Below are 23,078 nucleotides of genomic sequence, written 5' to 3' on the forward strand. Positions count from 1 at the left end.
TCTGGCCGGTCTGAAAGGAAATGCATCATGGATATCATCTTCAAGTTTCTGGCGGTCGTTGCCATTGCGGCGGTCACGATCGTTCTTCTCATCGGACTGCGCAACATGATGAAGGGAGGCGATGCCAACTTCTCCAACAAGATGATGCAACTGCGCATCTTCCTGCAGTTGATCGCCATCATCCTCATCGTCGGCGCACTCTATTTCCATCGTGCGGCAGGCTAGGTTTCACAAATGGTCAAGCTCAACAAGATCTACACGCGCACGGGCGACGACGGCAGCACGGGTCTTGGCAGCGGCGAGCGGCGCTTGAAGCATGACCTTCGCGTGGAAGCCTACGGTACCGTCGACGAAGCGAATTCCTGCATCGGGCTTGCACGCATCCACACGGGCACCTTCCCGGAGCTTGATGCAATGCTCGCACGCATCCAAAACGATCTGTTCGATCTCGGCGCCGACCTTTCAACGCCCGATACCGGCGAGACACTTGCCTACGAGCCGCTACGCATCATCGACAGTCAGGTCCAGCGCGTCGAGGCAGATATAGACGCGCTCAACGCCAACCTTGCACCCCTGCGCTCCTTTGTGCTTCCCGGCGGATCGCCAGCATCGGCGGCACTTCACCTGGCGCGCACCGTCGCAAGGCGCGCCGAGCGTCACATGGTAGCGCTGTCGCAGAAACCGGACGAAACCGTGACACCGGCGGCGCTCAAATACATCAACCGCGTTTCCGACTTTCTCTTCGTCGCCGCACGGGTCGTCAATGACAATGGCGCGAAGGACGTGCTATGGGTCCCCGGGCATAATCGCTAAGTGCGGAGGGGATAGAGGCGCCGATGTTCATTCCACTGCATGACGCCAACAGCCTCAAATATATTAAGGTCCAATATGTCACGCTGACCCTGATTGGCATCAATGTCCTGGTTTTCGCGGTGATGAGCGTTGCCGGCGACGTATCGCAGGCCGCCGCGATCGGCCTAGGTTACATCCCCGCCGTCATCCACCATCTAGTCAACCTCCCGGCGAATTACGATTTCGTGCCGCCGGATGCGACCTACATCACATATGCCTTCCTGCACGCCGATATCTTCCACCTCGGTGGCAACATGCTGTTCCTCTGGGTGTTCGGCGACAATGTCGAGGACGCCCTTGGACATGTGAAGTTCCTGATCTTCTATCTCCTTTGTACGGCGGCGGGTGCGTTTCTGCACGGCGTCATTCTGCCTGCTTCGGAAATGCCGCTCATCGGCGCGTCGGGGGCAATCGCCGGCATTGTTGCGGCCTATCTGCTGCTCCACCCCCGTGTTCGCGTCTGGGTATTGGCCTTCGGGCGAATCCCATTGCGCATCCCCGCTATCTACCCGCTCGCGCTGTGGGTGGCGACGCAATTTCTCATGTTGGGGTTCGGCGGCGCTGAACAGGTTTCCTGGCCGGCCCATGTCGGTGGCATCATTGCGGGCGCGCTTCTGATCATCATCATGAAGCGCCGCGGCGTGCCGCTTTTCGACAGGGCGATTGTCTCTCCAAAGGCAGTCATAACCGAAAAGGCGCCCGAGCAGGCAACCTCAAATGTGCCGCCGGTCCGGTGGGGGCGTTAGCACCCGAGACATGAGATTTATTCAATCGTTTGAACTTAAAAATCGCCCGCCGCACCGATTGACCTTTACTTCCCTCATATTTACGGTCCGGCGCAATTCCGGCACCTGACGTGTCGTTTTTTTCACCTCAATGTCGGCATCCGGCAAGCGGGTACTATATTGAGGCAGTTAAATCTGCCTTTCTTTTTTGAAGAGGGAGTCCCCATGAAAGTCCTCGTACCGGTAAAGCGGGTAGTCGATTACAACGTGAAGATCAGGGTGAAGGGCGACGGCTCGGGCGTTGAGCTTGCCAACGTCAAAATGTCGATGAACCCGTTCGACGAAATCGCGGTCGAGGAAGCGTTGCGGCTGAAGGAAGCCGGCAAGGTCGAGGAAATCGTCGTTGTCTCCATCGGCCCGGCGCAGGCACAGGAGACGATCCGTACCGCGCTCGCCATGGGCGCCGATCGCGGCATCCTCGTCAAGGTCGACGACATTGTCGAGCCCCTTGCCGTTGCCAAGATCCTGAAGGGTGTCGTCGAGGCCGAACAGCCGAAACTCGTCATCCTCGGCAAGCAGGCCATCGATGATGATGCCAACCAGACCGGCCAGATGCTTTCCGCGCTGCTCGGCTGGAGCCAGGGGACCTTCGCCTCCAAGCTCGAACTCGGCAGCGACGACGCCAAGGTGACCCGCGAAGTCGATGGCGGCCTGCAGACCATCGAGATCAAGCTGCCGGCGATCGTGACCACGGACCTGCGCCTGAACCAGCCGCGCTATGCCTCGCTCCCGAACATCATGAAGGCGAAGAAGAAGCCGCTCGACGAGAAGTCGGCCGCCGATTATGGCGTCGACACCAAGCCCCGCCTCAAGGTCATCAAGACCGAGGAACCGGGCGGCCGCAAGGCCGGCGTCAAGGTCAAGGACGTCGCTGAACTCGTCTCCAGGCTGAAGAACGAAGCCGGCATTCTCTAAGATTTAGGAAAGGAACATAAAATGGCTATTCTTCTGTTTGCCGAACACGACAACGAGACCCTTTCCGACCAGACCGCCAAGGCGCTGACGGCCGCCCTCGCCATTGGCTCGGACGTGCATGTGCTCGTCGCCGGCAAGGGCGCCAAGGGCGTTGCCGAGCAGGCCTCCAAGCTTGGCGGTGTCAAGAAGGTTCTCCTCGCCGACAGCGACGATCTTGCCAACCGCCTCGCCGAGGCAAGCGCCGCGCTCATCGTTTCGCTTGCCGGCAACTACGACACGATCATTGCCGCTGCCACCACCAACGGCAAGAACATCCTGCCCCGCGTTGCAGCCCTGCTTGATGTCATGCAGGTCTCGGACATTATCGAAGTGGTTTCCGCCGACACCTTCAAGCGTCCGATCTATGCCGGCAACGCCATCCAGACCGTGCAGGCCACCGATGCCACGAAGGTCATCACCGTGCGCACCGCGACGTTTGCCGCCGCCGGTGAAGGTGGTTCGGCACCGGTCGAAAGCGTCAATGCCGCCGCTGATCCCGGCCTGTCGAAATTCATCGAAGCCAAGCTTTCGGGCGGCGACCGTCCGGAACTGACCTCGGCGAAGATCATCATCTCGGGTGGCCGTGCGCTCGGCTCCAACGAGAAGTTCAAGGAAGTGATCCTGCCTGTTGCCGACAAGCTCGGCGCAGCGGTGGGTGCGTCGCGCGCCGCCGTCGATGCCGGCTACGCCCCCAACGACTGGCAGGTTGGCCAGACCGGCAAGGTCGTGGCTCCTGACCTCTACATCGCGGTCGGCATTTCCGGTGCGATCCAGCACCTTGCCGGCATGAAGGATTCGAAGGTCATCGTCGCCATCAACAAGGACGAGGAAGCACCGATCTTCCAGGTGGCAGATTACGGCCTCGTCGGCGACCTCTTCACCATCCTGCCGGAACTCGAAAAAGCGCTTTGAGATCCTTCAAAATTTGAAATGAAATTATCTGGCCGGGGTAGACGATACTACCCCGGCCATTTAGTTTGTATGGTACATATAACAATCGGATGGAAACATGGCTGGCACGATCAAGACTGTAGGCATTATTGGCGCAGGGCAAATGGGTTCGGGCATTGCCCAGGTTTGCGCAGTCGCCGGTTACAATGTTTTGATCCATGACCAGTCTGCCGAACAGATCGAGAAGGGCATCGCCACGGTCAACGGCAACATGGCTCGCTCGGTTTCCCATGGCAAACTCGAGGAATCCGCCCGCGTCAAAGCGCTGTCGCATATCCGTCCCGCCCTGAGCATGGAGGATCTGGCCGGCGTCGATCTCGCCATCGAGGCGGCGACCGAAGACGAAACCGTCAAGCGCAAGATTTTTGCCCAACTTTGTCCGAATCTCAATCCGGAGGCGATCCTCGCCACAAATACATCGTCGATTTCGATCACGCGCCTTGCCGCCACCACCGACCGGCCCGAGCGCTTCATTGGCATTCACTTCATGAATCCGGTGCCGGTGATGAAGCTCGTCGAACTCATTCGTGGCATCGCCACCGAAAACGTGACCTTCGAGACCGCGCGGGAATTCGTCGCCAGCCTCGACAAGACGATTACTGTCGCCGAGGATTTTCCCGCCTTCATCGTCAATCGCATTCTGCTGCCGATGATCAACGAGGCGATCTATGTGCTTTATGAGGGCGTCGGTTCGGTAGAGGCGATCGACACGGCGATGAAGCTCGGCGCCAATCATCCAATGGGGCCGCTGCAGCTTGCCGATTTCATCGGTCTCGATACCTGCCTGTCGATCATGCAGGTCCTCTATGACGGCCTCGCAGATTCGAAGTACCGCCCCTGCCCCCTCCTCGTCAAATATGTCGAAGCCGGCTGGCTCGGGCGCAAGGCGGGGCGCGGCTTTTACGACTATCGCGGCGAACACCCCGTGCCGACACGCTGATCCTCCGCCAGCCGCTTGCCGCAAAAGTATATTTCGATCAAACCCTTGCATTGGTCCCCGCCTCTTCCCAACTGAGGCAGAATTGCAGCACCGGGCCCCTCTGGCGGGAGTTACCGGCTCTCTCGTGATGTCGGAGCTGTAATCTGGAACCGATGCCGGCGGATCTTTTTCAACATGGAGCTTCTATTTACCGACGCCATGGGCCAGCCCCTGTGGATGTGGCTTGGCTTTCTCACCCTCGTTCTCGTTCTTCTCGTCCTTGATCTGGGCGTTCTCAACCGAAAAAATCACGATATAGGCATGAGCCAGAGCCTTTTGCTCTCAGCTTTTTATATCAGTCTCGGCCTCGCCTTCGGCGGGTTCATCTGGTGGGAACTCGGCCCCGAGGCCGGCATGCAATATCTCACCGGCTTCGTCGTCGAAAAAAGCCTGGCGATGGACAATATTTTCGTCATAGCGATGATCTTCGGCTATTTCGCCATTCCAAAGCAGTATCAGCACCGCGTCCTCGTTTACGGCATCCTTGGCGTCGTCGTCCTGCGCGGCATCATGATTGCCGCGGGAGCTGCCATCGTCCAGGAATACCACTGGGTCCTTTATCTCTTCGCAGGTTTCCTTGTCTTTACCGGCATCAAGATGCTTGTTTCCAGCGACGAGGCGTATGACGTCTCGGCCAACCCGGTCTTCAAGTTCATGAGCAAGCGCTTCCGCGTCACGCCGGAACTGCACGGCGAGAAGTTCATCGTGCGCCGCACAGATCCACTGACAATGAAACGCCAGACCTGGATTACGCCGCTGCTTCTGGCGCTCGTTATGGTCGAACTTGCCGACGTGATCTTCGCGGTCGACTCGATCCCGGCGATTTTCGCCATCACCACCGACCCCTACCTTGTCTTCACGTCGAACATCTTCGCAATTCTTGGCCTGCGAGCGCTTTATTTCGCGCTGGCGAGCCTCATCCACCGTTTCGTTTACCTGAAATACGCGCTCTCGCTCGTCCTCGTTTTCATCGGCGGAAAGATTTTCGTTGCCGACGCATTGGGGCTGGCAAAGATACCGCCGATGTGGTCACTGTCGATCACGCTTGGCATACTGCTTGCGGGTATCATCGGTTCGCTTTGGAGCACCCGGCACGAGCATAAGGCCGAATTGTCACATGATGGAAAACCCTCCCCAGCCGCCGCTGCTGCTGACACGTCGGGGAAGGTCTGAACCATCGAGCAGGAGGACGCGATGAACGCTGACGGAACACCGTCAGACTGGGACCCGACCGGGTCTGCTGACGAACGGCGCCTCTCTAGCGTTCTTGTCCATCTTGGCGACAGACAGGCGGACAGGATATCGCTCGATGATATCCTGTCCGCACTTTCGGAGCGCAGCTTTGGCGCGCTCCTGATCTTGTTTTCGGCGCTCAACCTGGTGCCGCTCCCCCCCGGGACATCGACAATATTCGGCATTCCCCTCGTGCTGCTCTCGATCCAGATGCTGATCGGTTTCGAGAACCCGTGGTTCCCCGCCTTCATCCGCCGCAAATCCATGCGTATCGAAACTTACCGCGCCTTCATCGGCCGGATACAGCCCATTCTGCTGCGGTTCGAAAAGCTGGCTCGCCCGCGCTACTGGCTGGTGCCGCAGATCATTGTCGAGCGCGTCGTCAGCATTGTCGCGCTGGCAATGTCACTGATCGTGATTTTGCCGTTTCCCCTGATCAACCAGATGCCTGCACTGAGTATCGTTCTGCTTTCGATCGGGCTTGGCGAGCAGGACGGATTGTGGCTCGGCACCGGCCTGCTCGTTGCGGCGCTTGCTGCCGGCATTGCCATCGGCCTTGGCGCCTCCGTGGGCCTTGCCGCCTTGCATATTTTCGGCTGAACCATGACCGAGACCAACAAGATCACGATCTATGTCGATGCCGACGCCTGTCCGGTCAAGGCGGAGATATACCGTGTGGCCGAACGCCATGGCGTCAAGGTCTATGTCGTGTCGAATTCCTTCATGGCGATCCCGCGCGATCCGATGATCGAGCGCGTCATTGTCAGCGACGGGTTCGATGCGGCCGACGACTGGATCGCGGAGCGCGTCCACCGGGGCGATATTGTTGTCACCGCGGATATTCCGCTCGCCAGCCGCTGCGTCAAGGCCGGCGCCGACGCGATTTCGCCGACGGGGCGGGCTTTCACCGAGGCCTCGATCGGCAACACGTTGGCGACCCGCAACCTCATGGAGGAATTGCGCCAGGCCGGACAGATCACCGGCGGCCCGCGGCCCTTCTCGCCGAAGGACCGCTCGGCTTTTCTTTCCGCGCTCGACCTTGCCATCGTGCGTCTGAAGCGGGCGGGATTCGTTTAGCCAACGAATCCGCGCCGCAACAGCGCCTCTAGCGCAGCAGCATCACCGCCGCCGGCCCTTCTGGGTACAGTCCTTTCGAAAGCCCGTGTGCGACCAATGTGCTCCGTGCGCCTTTCCCTAATGCTTTACCGTCAACGCAAAAAACTTGATCATCGCAGGATTTCCCGAGATGGCCGAGGCGGATTGTCCGCGCGCCGAGCCGCCCGCCATTGACGAAATGCGCGATAAGTTCTACGAGGACGCAACAAAGCTATATGCGTGCCGCTCGTGCTCCCATTGACGCCGAGCCCAGACACCAGCCAAACCCATACTTGAAAGTTCATGAATGACCATCTTCGATTCTATCGCCCCGGCGTTGTCCGGTGCATTGGCAGCCCGTGGCTATGAGACGCTGACCCCGGTCCAGACCGCCGTGCTCGCCCCCGAGGCGGAAGGTGCAGACCTTCTCGTCTCCGCCCAGACAGGCTCCGGCAAGACCGTTGCCTTCGGCATCGCCATCGCACCGACGCTGCTCGATGGCGCTGAGCGCTTCGAATCCATCGGCGCGCCCTATGCGCTGGTCATAGCACCGACGCGCGAGCTTGCGCTGCAGGTGCGGCGCGAGCTCGAATGGCTCTACGAGCAGACCGGCGCGCGCATTGCTTCCTGCGTCGGCGGCATGGACATGACCAAGGAACGCCGCGCCCTGCAGGGCGGCGCTCATATCGTCGTTGGCACCCCCGGCCGTCTGCGCGATCACATTACCCGCGGCTCGCTCGACATGGCGGACCTGCGCGCCGTCGTTCTCGACGAAGCCGACGAGATGCTCGATCTCGGCTTTCGCGAAGATCTCGAATTCATCCTCGGTGAGGCGCCGGAAGACCGCCGGACATTGATGTTCTCGGCGACGGTGCCGAAGCCCATCGCCCAGTTGGCCAAGCAGTTCCAGAACAATGCGCTGCGCATTTCCGCCACGAGCGAAAAGGAACAGCACAGCGACATCGAATACCACATCATGCCGGTGGCGCCGCGCGAGCGCGAAAATGCCATCATAAACGCATTGCTCTACTACGATGCGCAGAACACGATCATCTTCGGTTCGACCCGCGAAGCGGTCAAGCACCTGACGAGCCGTCTTTCCAATCGCGGCTTCAATGTTGTGTCGCTTTCCGGCGAACTCAGCCAGGCCGAGCGTACCAACGCCTTGCAGGCGATGCGCGACGGTCGCGCCCGCGTTTGCGTTGCGACCGACGTCGCCGCCCGCGGTATCGACCTGCCCAATCTCGACCTGGTCATCCACGCCGACCTTCCCAATAATTCCGAGACCTTGCTCCACCGCAGCGGCCGCACGGGACGCGCCGGACGCAAGGGCGTCTGCGTGCTGATCGTGCCGCCATCACGCCGCCGTACCGCGGAACGCCTGCTGCAGGGTGCCAAGCTCGCGACGTCCATGGTCCCGCCGCCGGATGCGGCAGCCATCAACAAGCGCAATCGCGAACGTATCCTCAACGATCCGTCATTGACCGAAACCGTCGCTGAGGACGAGACGGATTTCGTGCGGGAACTCCTTGAAAAGCATTCGTCAGAGCAGATTGCGGCCGCATATCTGCGCCAGCAGATGGCCGCCCGCCCTGCTCCGGAGGAACTGTCTTCGACGCCGTCGCATGTGCTCGAACCAATGCGCAAAGGGGGCCGTTTCGACGAGCGTCCGGAGCGGGGTGAACGCGCTGACCGCGGAACGCGCTCGGCGCGCAATACGGAGTTCGAAAGTGGCGCATGGTTTTCCGTCAGCGTCGGTCGCAAGCAGCGCGCCGAACCGCGCTGGCTGCTGCCGTTGATCTGCAAGGCTGGCGATATCACCAAGACCGATGTGGGATCGATCAAGATTCTCGACACCGAAACGCGTTTCGAGATCACTGCAAGCAAGGCTGATGATTTCCTCGCCCGCATCAAGCAGTACGGCAGCGGCGAAAAGGGTGTGAACATTACCCGCAGCGAGGGCCCTGGCTCTGCTGGTGCGCGCCGCAGCGATGGCGGCGAATACAAGGGCAAGAAGAGCTTCGGCGAAAAGCGCGATTGGGATGACAAGCCGCGCGCCCGCGACGACAAGCCGAAAGGCGATTGGTCAGCCAAGCCGGCCAAGGCGAAGCCCGAAGGCTGGACCACCGAAAAGCCGAAAAAGCAGCCAAAGGAGCGCAAGCCCGGCGAACTGCATGGCTTTGACAAGTACAAGGCCAAGAAGGCACGCAAAGCCGCCGCCGGCGGGGGCGAGTAGTAGAGCGACACGTCGGGGGCTGCCTTGTCTGCCCCAGGATCGCGGTAGCGATCAGGGAAGCATTTAGCCCTGACCTAAAGAGCCTTTGCCGCGTCGATAAAGCGGGCGGCGTCTTCGCCGGACCATTCGGCAGGGCCATTCATGGCGGCAATCTGGCAGCCTTCCTTGTCGACAAGCATTGTTACGGGAAGGCCGAAGGCGAGGTTCTTGCGCTTCAGATCGTTGAAGACGACCATCGACGGATCGCGATAGAGCTCCAGCGATTTGACGCCGATTTCATTCAGGAACGTCCTCGGCTTCGTTTCGTCGCCCGTATCGATATTGATCGTCACGACCTTGAAGTCATCGCCGCCTTTCTTCGCCTGTAGCGCGTCGAGCGCCGGCATTTCGTCGCGGCAGGGCAGGCACCAGGTGGCCCAGAGATTGACTAGCAAAGTCTTGCCCTTGAAATCCTCGAGCCGCACCGGCTTCCCGTCGGGACCGGTGAAGCTGAGCGACGTCATCGATTGCGGCGTATCGGCGCCGCGCATCGCCGCCACGGCACCGGTTGCCGACTTGTCGATCGTCTTTGCATTGGCGGTTTTCAGCGCACATTGATCGCCTGTGTTTGTCGCGGTGGCAATATTGCCAGAGGGCCGCTCCATCACGTATACCGCAACCGCACCGGCAAGGATGCCTGCGAGCGCGGCAAGGGAAATAATCCTCCTGCTGCTGCTCCGTTGGGTTTTGCCTGTCTCGTCGCTGCCTGCCATTTTCTACTCTTTTCGCTACTCACCAAGGCGCATCATGTCCGACAAGAAGAACAGCAATGAAATGTGGGGCGGCCGCTTTGCCTCCGGTCCCGCCGCGATCATGGAAGAGATCAACGCTTCCATCGGTTTCGACCAGAAACTTTACGCCCAGGACATTCAAGGTTCACTTGCCCATGCTGCCATGCTTGCGAAAACCGGCATAATCGCGGCAGAGGATTACGACAAGATCGCGGGCGGCCTGAACACGATTTTGTCAGAGATCGAGGGCGGAAAGTTCAATTTCTCACGCAAACTTGAAGACATTCACATGAATGTCGAGTCGAGGCTGGCCGAACTCATCGGTGCAGCGGCGGGCCGCCTGCACACGGCGCGTTCGCGCAATGATCAGGTCGCGGTCGATTTTCGCCTTTGGGTAAAGGCGGAATTCGAAAAGGTCGCGGTCGCCTTAAAGAAGCTAATCGAGGCGTTTCTTCGCCGCGCCGAAGAACATGCGGCAACGCTGATGCCGGGCTTCACCCATCTTCAAACCGCCCAGCCTGTCACCTTCGGCCATCATTGCATGGCCTATGTCGAAATGTTCGGGCGCGACCTCAGCCGCGTCAAGGATGCTATCGCCCGAATGGACGAATCGCCGCTCGGCGCCGCGGCTCTTGCCGGGACCGGCTTTCCCATCGACCGTCACATGACCGCGAAGGCGCTCGGCTTTCGCGAACCGACCAGGAACTCGCTCGACAGCGTATCCGATCGCGACTACGCGCTCGAATTTCTCTCGGTGGCCGCAATTGCCGCGACGCATCTATCACGCCTCGCCGAGGAGATCGTGATCTGGTCGACGCCGCAGTTCGGTTTCGTGCGGCTGTCGGATTCGTTCTCGACCGGCTCATCGATCATGCCGCAGAAGAAGAATCCCGATGCCGCGGAATTGGTGCGTGCCAAGACCGGCCGCATCACCGGTTCTTTGGTCGGTCTCCTGACCGTGATGAAGGGTCTGCCGCTCACCTATTCGAAGGACATGCAGGAGGACAAGGAGGCAGTGTTTGACGCCGCGGAAACCCTCGAGCTTGCCCTTGCGGCGATGACCGGCATGGTCGGCGACATGACGATCAATGTGGCGGCGATGAAGAAGGCCGCGGGCTCGGGCTATTCCACCGCGACGGACCTCGCGGATTGGCTGGTGCGCGAGCTCGGCCTGCCGTTTCGCGAGGCGCATCACGTCACCGGACGCGCTGTCGCCCTCGCCGAGCAGAAGAAATCCGATCTCGGTAAATTGTCGCTCGCCGAGCTTCAGGGCATTAACCCGGGGATTACTGAGGCTGTGTTCGGCTTTCTGACCGTCGACAAATCGGTGCGCAGCCGCAAATCCTATGGCGGAACAGCCCCGGAACAGGTTCGCAAGCAGATCAAGTTCTGGCAAAAGCGAATTGCAAAACTCTAGGTAGCGGGTGACTCTTCCCTAAGTCGCCATCATGCACTAGACAAGGACAAAGCCCTTCCGGACGACAGGATCAAGACCTATGGCAATCCGTTCCATTCTGACGACAATTCTGGTCACACTGGCGATTGCGAGCGCCGTTTCGGCTTGCGGCCGCAAGGGTCCGCTCGAATTGCCGCCAGCCTCCGTGACCTCCGCGCCGGGCGAGCCGAAGACGGCCGCTCCTCCCGCCCAGGACAAGCGATTCATACTCGACCCATTGATCTAGGCCATTGCCGTGAACCATTTCGAATACAAGGACGGCGTTCTACACGCCGAAGGCGTCAGCATCCCGGATGTCGCGCGGGTCGTGGGCACGCCGTTCTATTGCTATTCGACCGCAACGATCGAACGGCATTTCAAGGTCTTTTCCTCCGCTTTTGCCGAAATGGATGCGCTCGTGTGTTACGCGTTGAAAGCCAATTCCAACCAGGCTGTGCTGAAAACGCTGGCAAAGCTGGGTTCAGGCGCCGATGTCGTCTCGGAAGGCGAACTGCGCCGTGCGCTGGCCGCCGGCATTCCCGCCGGCAAGATCGTCTTTTCCGGCGTCGGCAAGAAGCCCGGCGAGATGGACTATGCCCTCGCTGCCGGCATCCATTGCTTCAACGTCGAATCCGAGCCTGAACTCGAACTGCTTTCGAGCAGGGCCGTTGCCGCGGGCAAGGTTGCACCGGTATCCCTTCGCATCAACCCCGATGTCGATGCCAAGACCCACAAGAAGATCTCGACGGGCAAATCGGAAAACAAATTCGGCATCCCGCTTGCGAAGGCGAGTTCGGTCTATGCCCGGGCCGCAAAACTTCCGGGACTTAAGGTCATCGGCGTCGACATGCATATCGGCAGCCAGATCACCGATCTCGAACCCTTTGACAATGCCTTCCGTCTCCTCGCCCAGCTGGTCGCCCAGCTCAGGGCCGATGGGCACGACATCCAGCATGTCGATCTCGGCGGTGGCCTCGGCATCCCCTATCATTTCGACAACAACCCGCCTCCGCTGCCGGATGCCTATGCCGAGATCGTTGCGCGGCACATCAAGCCGCTAGGCCTGAAGACGATGTTCGAGCCCGGGCGGCTCATCGTCGGCAATGCCGGTATCCTCGTCAGCGAGGTAATCTTCCTCAAGGAAGGCGACGCGCGCAACTTCGTCATCGTCGATGCGGCAATGAACGATCTGATCCGCCCGACCTTGTACGATGCTTTCCATATCATCCGGCCGGTCAGGGAGGCTTCAGCTTCGCAGCCGCGTATCCGCGCCGATATTGTCGGGCCAGTTTGCGAGACAGGCGATTACCTCGGGCTCGACCGCGACCTGCCGCGGCCGGCGCCAGGCGATCTCATCGCCATCGGTACGGCCGGTGCCTACGGAGCCGTGCAGGCCGGCACCTACAACACGCGCCTGCTCGTGCCGGAAGTCCTTGTCAGTGGCGATCAATTCCATGTTGTCCGCCGACGCACGAGCTATGAGGAACTGATCGGGCTTGATTCGATCCCCGAATGGTTGTGAGTTTTTTACAGACCTAAACACAAAACTATGATCGGTTTTTTCGGCCAAGGCCTCGCCTTTGCCATGATGGATGTTATTGTTCTTTAGGGCCATCATCGTCGATGTAGCCGAGATGGAGTGCGTATGACCGATCAACACCCCGACCAACGGGACGCTGAAGGGGTCAGGTTCGATATTTTCAGAAGTATCGATCGCCTCCGTTTGTCCACATGGGTCGCGATCAGTTTCGAGCGCCTGTGGCCGCTGCTGCTGCCGTTCCTGCTGCTGGGCGGCGTCTTTCTTTGCCTGTCCTGGTTTGGAATATTCCGGCTGATGCCGGATCTCTTGCGCCTCGGTACACTGGCGCTTTTCCTAATCGGACTCATGCCGTGCTTCTATTTCCTTTTGAAGTTCCGCCTGCCGGATCAGGAGGAGATCGATGCGCGGCTCGAAAAGGTCAATGCCCTCGACCATCAGCCAATCACCGTGCAGTCGGAAGAATTGGCGACGAGCAGCTCCGACCCCTTCGCCCGCGCACTCTGGGACGAGCACCGCCGGCGGATGGCCGAACGCATTCGCAATCTCAAGAGCGACCTGCCGCAGACACGTGTTCCCGAAATCGACCCGTGGGGTTTGCGCGCGATCGTCGGCCTGTTTCTGGTGATTGCTTTTGCCTTCTCAGGCGGACCTTTGGGCGGGCACATCAGCGATGCTTTCCGCAGCCATGGCGGTAGCAACGTGGCGCCGCCGCGCATCGATGCCTGGGTCACGCCGCCGCGTTATACCGGGCGCGCGCCGCTGTTCCTGACGTCGGCAGCCAACACCGCCGAGAAACAGTTCACGGTTCCGGAAGGCAGCATCCTCACTATCCGCGTCATTGGCGGAAACAGTACGGAGAAGGTGACACTGCGACCACAAGGCGGAATTGCCGCGGACGTTGCTGCCAAGCAGGAAGGCAAGCAGCCTGAAGGCGAGGCCGTGAAGGACAGGCCGCGCAATTTCGAAATGTCGCTCGGCGCGACCAGCACCGTCGCGCTGTTTGTCGATGGCCGCGGCAACGCCGAATGGACCTTCTCCGTCATCCCGGATGAGCCGCCTTCGATCCGCTTCACCAAGGACCCGTCGAGCGCGGCAAACGGGACGATGGAGGTGACCTACGAAATCAAGGATGATTACGGCGCGGTCAGTGCCGCCGCCAGGATGGAACAGGCCAAGCCTGCCGACAATGACGCCCGCCCGCTCTACAATGCGCCGGATCTTCCGCTTGCACTGCCCCGCCGCGGCGAAGCGGCAAAGGAGACCAAGACCACCAAGGACCTTACGGAGCATCCATGGGCGGGCTCCGAAATCCGCATGACGCTTGTTGCCACCGATGACGCCAAGCAGGAGGCGCGCAGCGAAACCAAGACGCTCATCATGCCTGAGCGGCCGTTCGCCAATCCACTGGCCCGTGCGGTAATCGAGCAGCGCCGCAACCTGGCGCTGAATGCCAACGCCCGGCAGGATGTGCTCAACACGCTGGACGCAATCACGATGTGGCCGGAAGAAACCATCAAGAATGCCTCGCATTATCTTGCCTTGCGCAGCGTCCACACACGGCTCGACATTGCCCGCACCGATGACCAGTTGCGCGATGTTGTCGCCTATATGTGGCAGGTCGCGCGCGGCATAGAGGATGGCGCCCTTTCTGACGCTGAACGGCGGCTGCGTGAAGCGCAGGAAGCGTTGAAACAGGCGTTGGAACGGGGCGCGAGCCAGGAAGAAATCGAACGCCGCATGGCCGAACTGCGCCAGGCGATGAACCAGTATCTGCGCGAATTTGCTGAAAAGGCGCAGAAAAATCCCAACATGGCGCAAACACCGAACCAGAACATGCAGGAACTGCGCCAGGAAGACCTCGACCGCATGCTCGACCAGATCGAGGATCTTGCCAAGCAGGGTTCGCGCGATCAAGCGCAACAGTTGCTCTCCGAATTGGAGAACATGCTCAACAACCTGCAGATGGGGCAGAACCAGCGTGGTCAGAACGGCCAGCAAGGTCAGATGCGCCAGCAGATGGACAAGCTCGGCGAATTGATGCGGCGCCAGCAGGACATGATGAACCAGACCCACCGCCTTGAGCAGCAACGCCAGAACGGCATGCAGCAGGACTACGGCCAGAATGGTCAACAAGGGCAAAATGGCCAGCAGGGCAACCAGGGCCAGATGTCAGATCAGGAGATCGAGAACGCCTTGCGCGGCCTGCAGGAAGGGCAGAACAAGCTCAGATCCGATCTCGACCAGATGATGGACGATCTTAAGGGCCTCGGCATCAATCCGGGCAAGGACTTCGGCGATGCCGGCAAATCAATGGGCGATGCCGGCAAGTCGCTCGGCGAAGCTGATGGAGGGCAGGCGCTCGACCAGCAAAGCAACGCGCTTGACGCCTTGCGCCGCGGCGGCCAGGACATGATGAAACAGATGCAACAGGCGATGGGTCAGGAGGGCCAGACCGGACCGGAAGGACGCCAGCAAAACGGCCGGCTCGATCCGCTCGGCCGCGAGCGCCGCACTGGCGGCATCGACGACGGCACCAGCACAAAGGTCCCCGGCGAAATCGATATCCAGCGGGCGCGCGAGATCCTGGATGCCATCCGCCGCAGGCTTGGCAATGCGCTGAGCCCGCAGATGGAAAAGGACTATCTCGAGCGGCTATTGAAGTTCGATTAAGCGTCGTCAGTCACGGCGCCGACATAGGGCAGCTGCCGGTACGAGTGACCGACATCCATGCCATAGCCGACGACGAAATAGTCCGGGCATTCAAAACCCTTGAAATCGGCCTCGATATCCGTCTTGCGCTTGACGCTCTTGTCGAGAAGCACGGCAATGGAAACGCTGCGGGCGCCGCGCGCCAGCATCAGTTCGCGCGTGAATTTAAGAGTCTTGCCCGATTCCAGAATGTCATCGATCAACAGCACATCGCGTCCATGCACATCGCTGTCAATATCACGCAAGAGGTGCACTTCGCCGCTCTCGGTTCCCTTGCCGTAACTCGATACGGTTATAAATTCGACATCGGGTTCCGCGCCCGCGTCGTGCATGGCGCGGATCAGGTCGGCCGCAAAGATGAACGATCCCTTGAGGATGGAAATGACGAGGAGGTTCTGGAAGTTACGACCGACAATGGCCTTTGCAAGTTCGAGGTTCCGCTCTGCGATCGTTTCGGCGCTGAATAGAACGTCAATGTTTCTTCCGCTGACCTTTGGCATGCGTGTCTTTCCGGTTTCATATACGGGCTGGTTGCGCAGATGCGCTCTATAGCCTGATCCTGAGGCAAAAAGCAAAGTTGAACATGTGCGGGCGGCTTACTGTCCGATAAAAAGCACGTGCCCGCCAGCGATCCAAAATGCCGACAGGGCCGCCAAAGCGACGACCAGCCAGTAGCCAAAACCGGGAAGGTTAGGACGGCGCGAAACGCCAGGAGTGAATATTGCAAAGCCGCCTGCCGTTGCAGCCACCTCAGCATGTGCGTCGATCGCGCTTCCACCTGGCATTATCGTTTCGAACGAAGCGTCTTCGATTTCGGAAATGGCGAATGCCTGCGCCGACGCAATATTCATGGCCTCGTTCGCAAGCGGTGCTGCAGATTGTGCATTCATCTGGTTTTCCGCTCACCCTGCCATGTTGCAGTCATGTTTATCCGAATCATGCGCAGGAGCCTAGCGCGCAAAAATTAACGTTTCGGCTGTTGTTCAGGCATGTTGATGGGTGGTCAAATCTGTCCGCGCCAAATAAAACGGGCATGGATTTGAGATTGGAAAACTACGCTTGATTCGCTTTGAGAATGTCGGACTGCGATACGGGATGGGCCCGGAGGTGCTGCGTGATGTCAGCCTCCATATCTCGCCCCGCTCGTTCCAGTTTCTGACCGGTCCCTCTGGCGCCGGCAAGACCTCGCTGCTGCGTCTCCTCTTCATGACGCTGAAGCCGACACGCGGTCTGATTACGGTTTTCGGCAAGGACATTGCCACCATCTCATCGAAGGAAATGCCGCTGCTGCGCCGCCGCATCGGCGTCGTCTTCCAGGATTTCCGCCTTCTCGATCACATGACGACCTATCAGAATGTAGCGCTGCCGCTGCGTGTGCGCGGCAAGGAAGAGGCGACATACCGCGCCGAAGTCGAGGAACTCTTGCACTGGGTCGGCCTTGGCGAGCGCATGCACGTGCTCCCGCCCGTTCTCTCCGGCGGTGAGAAGCAGCGCGCGGCAATCGCCCGCGCCCTCATTGACCAGCCCGAGATTCTGCTTGCCGACGAGCCTACGGGCAATGTCGATCCGCCGCTGGCGCGGCGGCTGTTGCGGCTCTTTGGCGAGCTTAATCGTTCCGGCACCGCCGTTGTCATCGCCACCCACGATCTCACGCTGATGGACCAGATCAATGCGCGGCGCATGATCCTCGATCAGGGGAGGCTCGACATCTATGATTGACGCCGCCCGCCTCAAGGAACAGGCGTTCTCCGCCATTGGCGTCCTTGTCGCGCGTGTGCGCGGCGGCAACGGCCAGGCGCCGATCGTTCCTGCAGGCAATGTCGTCGGACATGCTCTGATGATCGTGATTGCCATCATGACCTTTCTTGCCTGCCTCACAATAGGCGCCGTCAGCCTTGTCCAATCGACAGCGGCCACCTGGCAGAGTCAGATTTCGACTGAAGCCACCATCCAGATACGCCCCGTCGAGGGCGAGGACATGGAAGCGCTGCTCGCCAAGGCAAGTGGTATTGCGCAAGGTTTCGCCGGCGTGAAGGCAACGCGGATCATCGACAGGGCAGCGACGGCGCGGCTGCTTGAGCCGTGGCTCGGCACCGGGCTCGACATTGATGAACTCCCGGTGCCGCGCCTCGTTGTCGTGACGCTCGACGAGGCCGCCCTGCCCGATTTTGCCGCCATCCGCGCCGCGCTCGTCAAGGATGTGCCGGGGGCAAGCTTCGACGACCACCGCAACTGGGTGGACCGCCTCGTCTCAATGGCCCGCTCGACCGTGCTTATCGGCACCGCGGTCCTTGCCCTCGTCGTGGCGGCGACAGTGCTTACGGTTATCTTCGCAACGCGCGGCGCCATGGCGGGCAACGGCCATATCATCGAGGTGCTGCATTTCATCGGCGCTGAACAGAAGTTCGTTGCCCGCCAGTTCGAGAGGCATTTCTTCTGGACCGCGCTCAAGGGAGCACTCTGCGGCGGCGCGCTCGCGATAGCCATTTTCCTGATGATTGCGTGGTGGTCGTCGCGCAATCTCGCCACGCCTGAGGCAGATCAGGCGACCGCGCTTTTCGGCAATTTTTCCATCGGATCGAGCGGCTATACCGGTGTTGTCCTTATTATTCTGGCGGTCAGCGTCCTCACGATGATTACAACGCGAATGACGGTCATTGCACATTTAAGACAGGTGGACAGACGCGACGAAACCTAACTTTGTTAATTTAGTTTCAGTAACATGGATTTGGCAAAAGGCCCCTGCAAGGCCGCGGTTGACCTCCATTTGAAAGACATATCTCAGACAAGGCAATTTGCGCGCAAGATGAACGGCGTGAACGACAGCAACGGCAACCAGGATTCCGACGATATGAGACGTGATGGGCGGGTCGTGACATTCGTCCGCAATCGCATCGTCTTGCCTTTGTTCGTCCTCGCAATTCTTGCCCTCGGACTGTTCATCGGCGGCTTCATCATTTTCAGCGATCGGGTGACGATGATGGAACCGCCCGATTTGACCGAGCCGGCCGATGGGATCGTCGTTCTCACGGGCGGTTATTCGCGTATCGAGGGGGCGCTCGACCTGCTCAAGAACAAGCGCGGCAAGCGGCTTTTCATCAGCGGCGTTCATGCCTCGGCCAACCGCGCCGAATTGCAAAGGGTCACGGGCGGCGATGCGGAACTGTTCGACTGCTGCGTCGATCTGGACCGTTCGGCACTCGACACCATCGGCAATGCCGAAGAGAGCGTCAAATGGGCCAATGCGAACAATTACAAGCGGGTGATCGTCGTCACCAACAACTACCATATCCCGCGCACCATGGTCGAACTCACCCATGCCTCGCAGGATATCGAATTCATTCCCTATCCGATCATCAATAGCAACCTGCGTGATGGCGACTGGATATCGCGCGGCCTGATCGTGCGCGTACTCTTCGTCGAATACGTCAAATATCTCGGCGCTGTCCTGCGCTCCAATCTGCCCGACAGTCTGTCCGATGCCACCGCGTCACTTCTGCACCGTTTTAAGGGGTAATTTCACGGGCGCCGGTTTGCCGGTTCACGGCCACGCTGAATTGGTATAACGAAGACCGCAAGCCGACAGCACCAGAGACCCTCATGACGATCATCCGGTCACTTCTCTTCAACACCGCCTTCTATCTCAACCTGATCATCCAGATGATCATCTTTACGCCCTTCTACTTCCTCAGCCCGCGCAAGCAGGCCTGGATCATCCCCAAGAACTGGGCAAAATCCAATCTCTGGCTGCAGAAGGTCATTGCGGGCGCGGAGCCCCTGATCGAAGGGTTGGAAAACCTCCCGGACGGCCCCTATATCTGCGCGCCGAAGCACCAGTCGTTCTGGGATACCTATGCCTTCCTGCCGCACATCGCCGACCCGGTCTATATTCTCAAGCGCGAACTGACGTGGATCCCGCTATTCGGCTGGTATATCGCCAAGATGAAAATGGTGCCGATCGACCGCGGCAGGCGTTCAGCGGCGATGAAAGCCGCAGTACGGGGTGCTCGCGATGCCATTGCGGACAACCGGCAGCTGATGATCTACCCGGAGGGTACCCGGACGGCTCCCGGTGCTCCGCCGCATTACAAATACGGCGTTGCCCACATCTATGGCGAACTCGGCGTCCCTGTGGTGCCAATTGCCCATAATGCCGGGCTTTTCTGGCCGCGCCGCAAATTCTTGCGCTACCCCGGAATAATCCGCTGCCGTATCCTGCCGCCGATCCAGCCGGGTCTCGACAACGACGCCTTCCTCAAAAAGCTGGAAGAGGTCACGGAAGCTGCATGCGACGAGCTATTGATCGCAACGGCGAAATCCGACAACCCGCCGCCAATGCCGCCAACGGCGGTCCAGCGGCTGAAGGAACTCGGCGTCGAGGTTTGATTATTCCATATTACGAGTTGCCACGCCCTCGAGCCTCGCCTCAGGACCAGGCGTCAGCCCTGGTCGACAGCAGCCGCGACTGCCTCCATCCAATGGTCCCGAATATCCATCTTGCGCATATGTTCAAGCGTACTGTGCACATAGTCTTCGTTACGGCCGGATTTTCCGACCGAACCGCGGACCGCCATTGCCGCATCTTCAACGGACAGTGCCCCAGCATATTGCACATGGTCGCGGTCCACGATGTAGGTTAGCGCCTCGACCTTGCGGCCGTCCGCAAGGCGTACGCCGAGGCGGCGTTCGAGATAGACGTGGGTCACAAGCTCGCGCTCGCGCAGATACGCGACAACCTCATCCTCGAGCTCTCCCGGCACGCGAAATGCCATGCCGAGACATGACCCACCTCGATCAAGCCCGAGGACCAGGCCCGGCCGCTCCGGCGTGCCACGGTGAACATAGGAACGCACGCAAAGCGCGCGCCGATAGCCGTGGAGCCGGGCATGGGTGGTCTCCACATGAGCGAAGCCGGGTTTCCACATCAAAGATCCGTAGCCAAAGACCCAAAAATCGCCCATATCCATCCTGATAGCTGTACTCCCACCCAGCGGAGCTTCCCCATGATCGATAGCGATAGCCGGACCATGCCGTCAAGCACCCCCGAAACTGTCAGGAAACCGCGCAGACTGCTGAAATTTCTGATCGGCGGGCTTGTCGTGCTTGGCGTGATCTACACGGCCGGCTGGTACTACCTCGCCCGCGAGCTCGAGGCCCGTGTTGCGACCAACATCGCCGCCTTCAAGGAAAGAGGCATCGACGCGACTTGCGAGAACGCAAGGGCCAGCGGCTTCCCCCTGCGCGTTGGGCTCGATTGCGACAAGGTCGGCTGGGCCGACAAGGCGAAAAATCTTTCGGTGACAGCCGGAAGCTTCCGCTCGGCGGCACAGCTTTACGATCCAATGCGTATCAACAGCGTCATCGAAGGGCCTGCGGCGCTCGATCTGCCGGGGTTTATTCCACTTGATGCCAAGTGGGAGGGCCTGACCTCCAGTATCCGCCTCGACCGGCCGCTTCCGAAGGAAATCACGATCGACGGGAAGAATGTCGTCGTGAGCGGGCGTGATCCGGGTGCGGCGCCGATCGCCGTCGTGGGAAGCGGGCAACTCGACTTTCGCGCCAATGATCCGCAGATGGATGTCTCGCTCAGTTTCAACAAGCTCAAGCTCGCCGATAACGTCGTTCCCAACCGTTCGCTGCCTGAACTCACCGGCGCTGCGGACATCGGACTTGCCAACGGTTTCGCGCTTCTGGGTAAAACGGAGCGCAACCTGACTGTCCTGCGCGGGCAATCAGGCACTTTGCGCAAGGTCGATCTCTCCTTTGAAGACGGCAGCGGCGTCGGCATTACCGGACCGTTCTCGGTGGCTGAAGATGGGCGCATCACCGGCGAATTCCGCGTGACATTGCGCAACCCGGAGGGCTTCGCCAAGGCCGTCCAGGACATCGTTCCCGAGGCCGGCAATACGATTTCGACCGTGCTGCAGGCGCTTGCCTTTGCGCCGCGCGACGCCAACGGTGCACCGACACTGCCGATCAGTGTGAAGAACGGAAAAATGTCCGTCGGCTTTATTAATATCGGCCGCCTGCCGGCGCTGTGACTTTATTGGGACGACGGATCGCCTGCAAAAAGTACCCTCTCATGGTCCATTGTGGACGGCGCACCTGATTCCCCTACCTTGTCGGCCGGTACCGCAGGCGAATTCGGGAAATCCACGATGCTCGCGCATCGCGCCTCCAACTCCTCAAGGAATGTAACCGCTCGCCAGGGATTGTCGTCTGCGATGTAATCGCCAATCGACAATAAGTCGCTTCGCGCGGCATCTGTGAAGGCAAGCTTCAAAGGCCGCGGTCTTTTGCCATGGCGGTGTAGCGGGCCTTCAACTCGTCGAAGACGTCCTGCGCCCGCCTGACCCGGCCAGCCTCAACGTCTTCAAGACCGCGTGCCAAGGCGGCGTCCAGCGCAGCCAGACGCTTCTCGCGTTCATCGACGAGGCGAATACCTTCGCGCAGTATCTCGCTCTTCGAATTGTAGCGCCCGCTCTTGATAAGGCGCTCAACGACCGCTTCCAAATTTCCAAGTTCGACACTGTGTGCCATGGCTTCACCTCTCGACTATTATGAATAATCGATAATAGTTATCAAGCGCGTTCTAGCGATCGCTCTAACTCCCCGGCTGGCTTGCCTTCTGGCGGCCGAAATCGGGGGCGTCGATTTCCTGCCCTGCGTCGATGATGCCGCGGCGCACCGCGCGGGTGCGCGTAAACAGGCTGAAGAGGGCATCGCCGTCGCCCCAGCGGATCGACCGCTGCAACGAGGATAGATCTTCCGAGAAGCGTGCGAGCATTTCGAGGATCGCCTCCTTGTTGTGGAGGCAGACGTCCCGCCACATTGTCGGGTCGGAGGCCGCAAGGCGCGTGAAGTCGCGAAAACCCGAGGCCGAGTATTTAATGACTTCGGAATTCGTCACTTCCTCAAGGTCGCTGGCGGTGCCGACAATATTGTAGGCGATGATGTGCGGCAGGTGCGAGACAATGGCGAGCACCCGGTCGTGGTGCACAGGATCCATCGTATCGAGCCGCGAGCCGCACGCTTCCCAGAACTTCGTCAACCGGTCGAGCGCGTCCGGGTCGGTACCTTCGAGCGGCGTCAGAATGCACCAACGATTGTTGAAGAGTTCGGCAAAGCCCGAATCGGGGCCGGAATATTCAGTACCCGCCAGGGGATGGCCGGGAATAAAATGTACACTTGCGGGAAGCTCCGGCTGCATCTGTGCAATGACAGAACCCTTGGTCGAGCCGACATCCGTGACGATGGCGCCAGGCTTAAGCGACCCGGCAATCTGGCGCGCCACTTCGCCGGACGACCCCACAGGCACGGAAATGATCACCAGGTCGGCCTGCTGCACCGCCTCGGCGCTGTCGAGCGTGTAGCTGTCGCCAAGCCCCAGTTCCCTGGCCCGGGCAAGCGTAGTGGAACTGCGTGTGGAGATGACGACGTGATCGGCAAGGCCCTCGCGCTTGATGACGCGCGCAAGGGAGGAACCGATGAGGCCGATGCCGATCAGTGCGATTGTGTCAAAGTGGATTTTGGACATGG

The 23,078-nt window shown here is 59.9% G+C and carries 26 protein-coding genes; 19 read left to right on the top strand and 7 right to left on the bottom strand.

Annotated features, from left to right (window positions below):
• Positions 1 to 27: 27 nt before the first annotated feature.
• The 10 genes from HQ945_RS13445 to HQ945_RS13490 all read left to right on the top strand — a co-directional run bounded on the left by HQ945_RS13445 (position 28) and on the right by HQ945_RS13490 (position 9,085).
• Positions 28 to 225: a twin transmembrane helix small protein gene (locus HQ945_RS13445; RefSeq protein ID WP_027231357.1), complete on the top strand. Its 198-nt coding sequence runs from the start codon at positions 28 to 30 to the stop codon at positions 223 to 225.
• A gap of 9 nt (positions 226 to 234) precedes the next feature.
• Positions 235 to 813, top strand: a complete 579-nt coding sequence (locus HQ945_RS13450) for a cob(I)yrinic acid a,c-diamide adenosyltransferase (RefSeq protein ID WP_027231356.1) — start codon at positions 235 to 237, stop codon at positions 811 to 813.
• A gap of 23 nt (positions 814 to 836) precedes the next feature.
• Positions 837 to 1,598 carry a rhomboid family intramembrane serine protease gene (locus HQ945_RS13455; RefSeq protein WP_113281445.1) on the top strand — a complete coding sequence of 254 codons (762 nt, stop codon included), beginning with the start codon at positions 837 to 839 and terminating at the stop codon, positions 1,596 to 1,598.
• Between the two features lie 204 nt (positions 1,599 to 1,802).
• Positions 1,803 to 2,552 (top strand): electron transfer flavoprotein subunit beta/FixA family protein, encoded by a 750-nt coding sequence (locus HQ945_RS13460; protein WP_113281444.1) that lies wholly within the window; start codon positions 1,803 to 1,805, stop codon positions 2,550 to 2,552.
• A 21-nt stretch (positions 2,553 to 2,573) separates the two neighbouring features.
• Positions 2,574 to 3,503, top strand: a complete 930-nt coding sequence (locus HQ945_RS13465) for an electron transfer flavoprotein subunit alpha/FixB family protein (RefSeq protein WP_113281443.1) — start codon at positions 2,574 to 2,576, stop codon at positions 3,501 to 3,503.
• A gap of 97 nt (positions 3,504 to 3,600) precedes the next feature.
• Complete coding sequence (locus tag HQ945_RS13470; RefSeq protein ID WP_027231353.1) at positions 3,601 to 4,482, top strand: 3-hydroxybutyryl-CoA dehydrogenase; 882 nt, start codon at positions 3,601 to 3,603, stop codon at positions 4,480 to 4,482.
• A gap of 174 nt (positions 4,483 to 4,656) precedes the next feature.
• On the top strand, positions 4,657 to 5,694 hold the full coding sequence (locus tag HQ945_RS13475; RefSeq protein ID WP_113281442.1) for a TerC family protein: 1,038 nt from the start codon (positions 4,657 to 4,659) through the stop codon (positions 5,692 to 5,694).
• Positions 5,695 to 5,715: 21 nt separating this feature from the next.
• Positions 5,716 to 6,354 (top strand): exopolysaccharide biosynthesis protein, encoded by a 639-nt coding sequence (locus HQ945_RS13480; RefSeq protein WP_091921269.1) that lies wholly within the window; start codon positions 5,716 to 5,718, stop codon positions 6,352 to 6,354.
• A 3-nt stretch (positions 6,355 to 6,357) separates the two neighbouring features.
• The gene (locus HQ945_RS13485; protein WP_091921267.1) at positions 6,358 to 6,831 is read left to right on the top strand and encodes a YaiI/YqxD family protein; all 474 of its coding nucleotides are present in this window, start codon (positions 6,358 to 6,360) and stop codon (positions 6,829 to 6,831) included.
• 325 nt (positions 6,832 to 7,156) lie between these two features.
• Positions 7,157 to 9,085, top strand: coding sequence for a DEAD/DEAH box helicase (locus HQ945_RS13490; RefSeq protein WP_113281441.1), 1,929 nt, complete (start codon positions 7,157 to 7,159; stop codon positions 9,083 to 9,085).
• Between the two features lie 74 nt (positions 9,086 to 9,159).
• Here HQ945_RS13490 and tlpA read toward each other — a convergent pair whose 3' ends face one another.
• Positions 9,160 to 9,837, bottom strand: a complete 678-nt coding sequence (gene tlpA / locus HQ945_RS13495) for a thiol:disulfide interchange protein TlpA (RefSeq protein WP_113281440.1) — start codon at positions 9,835 to 9,837, stop codon at positions 9,160 to 9,162.
• Between the two features lie 34 nt (positions 9,838 to 9,871).
• Here tlpA and argH point away from each other — a divergent pair, with 34 nt between their 5' ends.
• From argH to HQ945_RS13515, 4 genes are all read left to right on the top strand, one after another.
• On the top strand, positions 9,872 to 11,272 hold the full coding sequence (argH, locus tag HQ945_RS13500; RefSeq protein ID WP_113281439.1) for an argininosuccinate lyase: 1,401 nt from the start codon (positions 9,872 to 9,874) through the stop codon (positions 11,270 to 11,272).
• A gap of 79 nt (positions 11,273 to 11,351) precedes the next feature.
• A complete protein-coding gene (lptM, locus tag HQ945_RS13505) occupies positions 11,352 to 11,537 on the top strand; it encodes an LPS translocon maturation chaperone LptM (RefSeq protein WP_091921260.1) in 186 nt (61 codons plus the stop codon).
• A gap of 9 nt (positions 11,538 to 11,546) precedes the next feature.
• Entirely contained in the window at positions 11,547 to 12,812 is a 1,266-nt protein-coding gene (gene lysA, locus HQ945_RS13510) for a diaminopimelate decarboxylase (RefSeq protein WP_113281438.1), read from the top strand.
• Positions 12,813 to 12,935: 123 nt separating this feature from the next.
• Entirely contained in the window at positions 12,936 to 15,500 is a 2,565-nt protein-coding gene (locus tag HQ945_RS13515) for a TIGR02302 family protein (RefSeq protein WP_113281437.1), read from the top strand.
• Here HQ945_RS13515 and hpt read toward each other — a convergent pair.
• Positions 15,497 to 16,039: a hypoxanthine phosphoribosyltransferase gene (hpt, locus tag HQ945_RS13520; protein ID WP_174208181.1), complete on the bottom strand. Its 543-nt coding sequence runs from the start codon at positions 16,037 to 16,039 to the stop codon at positions 15,497 to 15,499. The two genes, HQ945_RS13515 and hpt, sit on opposite strands and share 4 nt — an antisense overlap.
• Positions 16,040 to 16,135: 96 nt before the next feature.
• A complete protein-coding gene (locus tag HQ945_RS13525) occupies positions 16,136 to 16,429 on the bottom strand; it encodes a hypothetical protein (protein WP_113281436.1) in 294 nt (97 codons plus the stop codon).
• A 169-nt stretch (positions 16,430 to 16,598) separates the two neighbouring features.
• Here HQ945_RS13525 and ftsE point away from each other — a divergent pair, with 169 nt between their 5' ends.
• From ftsE to HQ945_RS13545, 4 genes are all read left to right on the top strand, one after another.
• A complete protein-coding gene (gene ftsE / locus HQ945_RS13530) occupies positions 16,599 to 17,258 on the top strand; it encodes a cell division ATP-binding protein FtsE (protein WP_036813702.1) in 660 nt (219 codons plus the stop codon).
• On the top strand, positions 17,251 to 18,237 hold the full coding sequence (locus HQ945_RS13535) for a cell division protein FtsX (RefSeq protein ID WP_091921253.1): 987 nt from the start codon (positions 17,251 to 17,253) through the stop codon (positions 18,235 to 18,237). Before ftsE ends, HQ945_RS13535 begins: the two co-directional genes overlap by 8 nt.
• 117 nt (positions 18,238 to 18,354) lie before the next feature.
• Complete coding sequence (locus HQ945_RS13540) at positions 18,355 to 19,056, top strand: YdcF family protein (protein WP_343051231.1); 702 nt, start codon at positions 18,355 to 18,357, stop codon at positions 19,054 to 19,056.
• An 83-nt stretch (positions 19,057 to 19,139) separates the two neighbouring features.
• Complete coding sequence (locus tag HQ945_RS13545; RefSeq protein WP_174208182.1) at positions 19,140 to 19,925, top strand: lysophospholipid acyltransferase family protein; 786 nt, start codon at positions 19,140 to 19,142, stop codon at positions 19,923 to 19,925.
• Between the two features lie 53 nt (positions 19,926 to 19,978).
• On the opposite strand, the gene HQ945_RS13550 is transcribed toward HQ945_RS13545, so the two are convergent.
• Positions 19,979 to 20,500 carry a gamma-glutamylcyclotransferase gene (locus HQ945_RS13550; protein WP_027231340.1) on the bottom strand — a complete coding sequence of 174 codons (522 nt, stop codon included), beginning with the start codon at positions 20,498 to 20,500 and terminating at the stop codon, positions 19,979 to 19,981.
• 42 nt (positions 20,501 to 20,542) lie between these two features.
• On the opposite strand from HQ945_RS13550, the gene HQ945_RS13555 reads away from it, so the two are divergent.
• Positions 20,543 to 21,580: a DUF2125 domain-containing protein gene (locus HQ945_RS13555; protein WP_162737242.1), complete on the top strand. Its 1,038-nt coding sequence runs from the start codon at positions 20,543 to 20,545 to the stop codon at positions 21,578 to 21,580.
• A 2-nt stretch (positions 21,581 to 21,582) separates the two neighbouring features.
• Here HQ945_RS13555 and HQ945_RS13560 read toward each other — a convergent pair whose 3' ends face one another.
• The 3 genes from HQ945_RS13560 to HQ945_RS13570 form a co-directional block, all read right to left on the bottom strand.
• On the bottom strand, positions 21,583 to 21,822 hold the full coding sequence (locus tag HQ945_RS13560; RefSeq protein WP_051614768.1) for a type II toxin-antitoxin system RelE/ParE family toxin: 240 nt from the start codon (positions 21,820 to 21,822) through the stop codon (positions 21,583 to 21,585).
• Positions 21,819 to 22,079: a type II toxin-antitoxin system ParD family antitoxin gene (locus HQ945_RS13565; RefSeq protein ID WP_113281434.1), complete on the bottom strand. Its 261-nt coding sequence runs from the start codon at positions 22,077 to 22,079 to the stop codon at positions 21,819 to 21,821. Before HQ945_RS13565 ends, HQ945_RS13560 begins: the two co-directional genes overlap by 4 nt.
• A gap of 64 nt (positions 22,080 to 22,143) precedes the next feature.
• Entirely contained in the window at positions 22,144 to 23,076 is a 933-nt protein-coding gene (locus HQ945_RS13570) for a prephenate/arogenate dehydrogenase family protein (protein ID WP_174208183.1), read from the bottom strand.
• Between the last annotated feature and the right edge of the window lie 2 nt (positions 23,077 to 23,078).

It is taken from the genome of Phyllobacterium pellucidum (genome assembly GCF_013327855.1).
In the GTDB taxonomy this organism is placed as follows: Bacteria; Pseudomonadota; Alphaproteobacteria; order Rhizobiales; family Rhizobiaceae; genus Phyllobacterium; species Phyllobacterium pellucidum.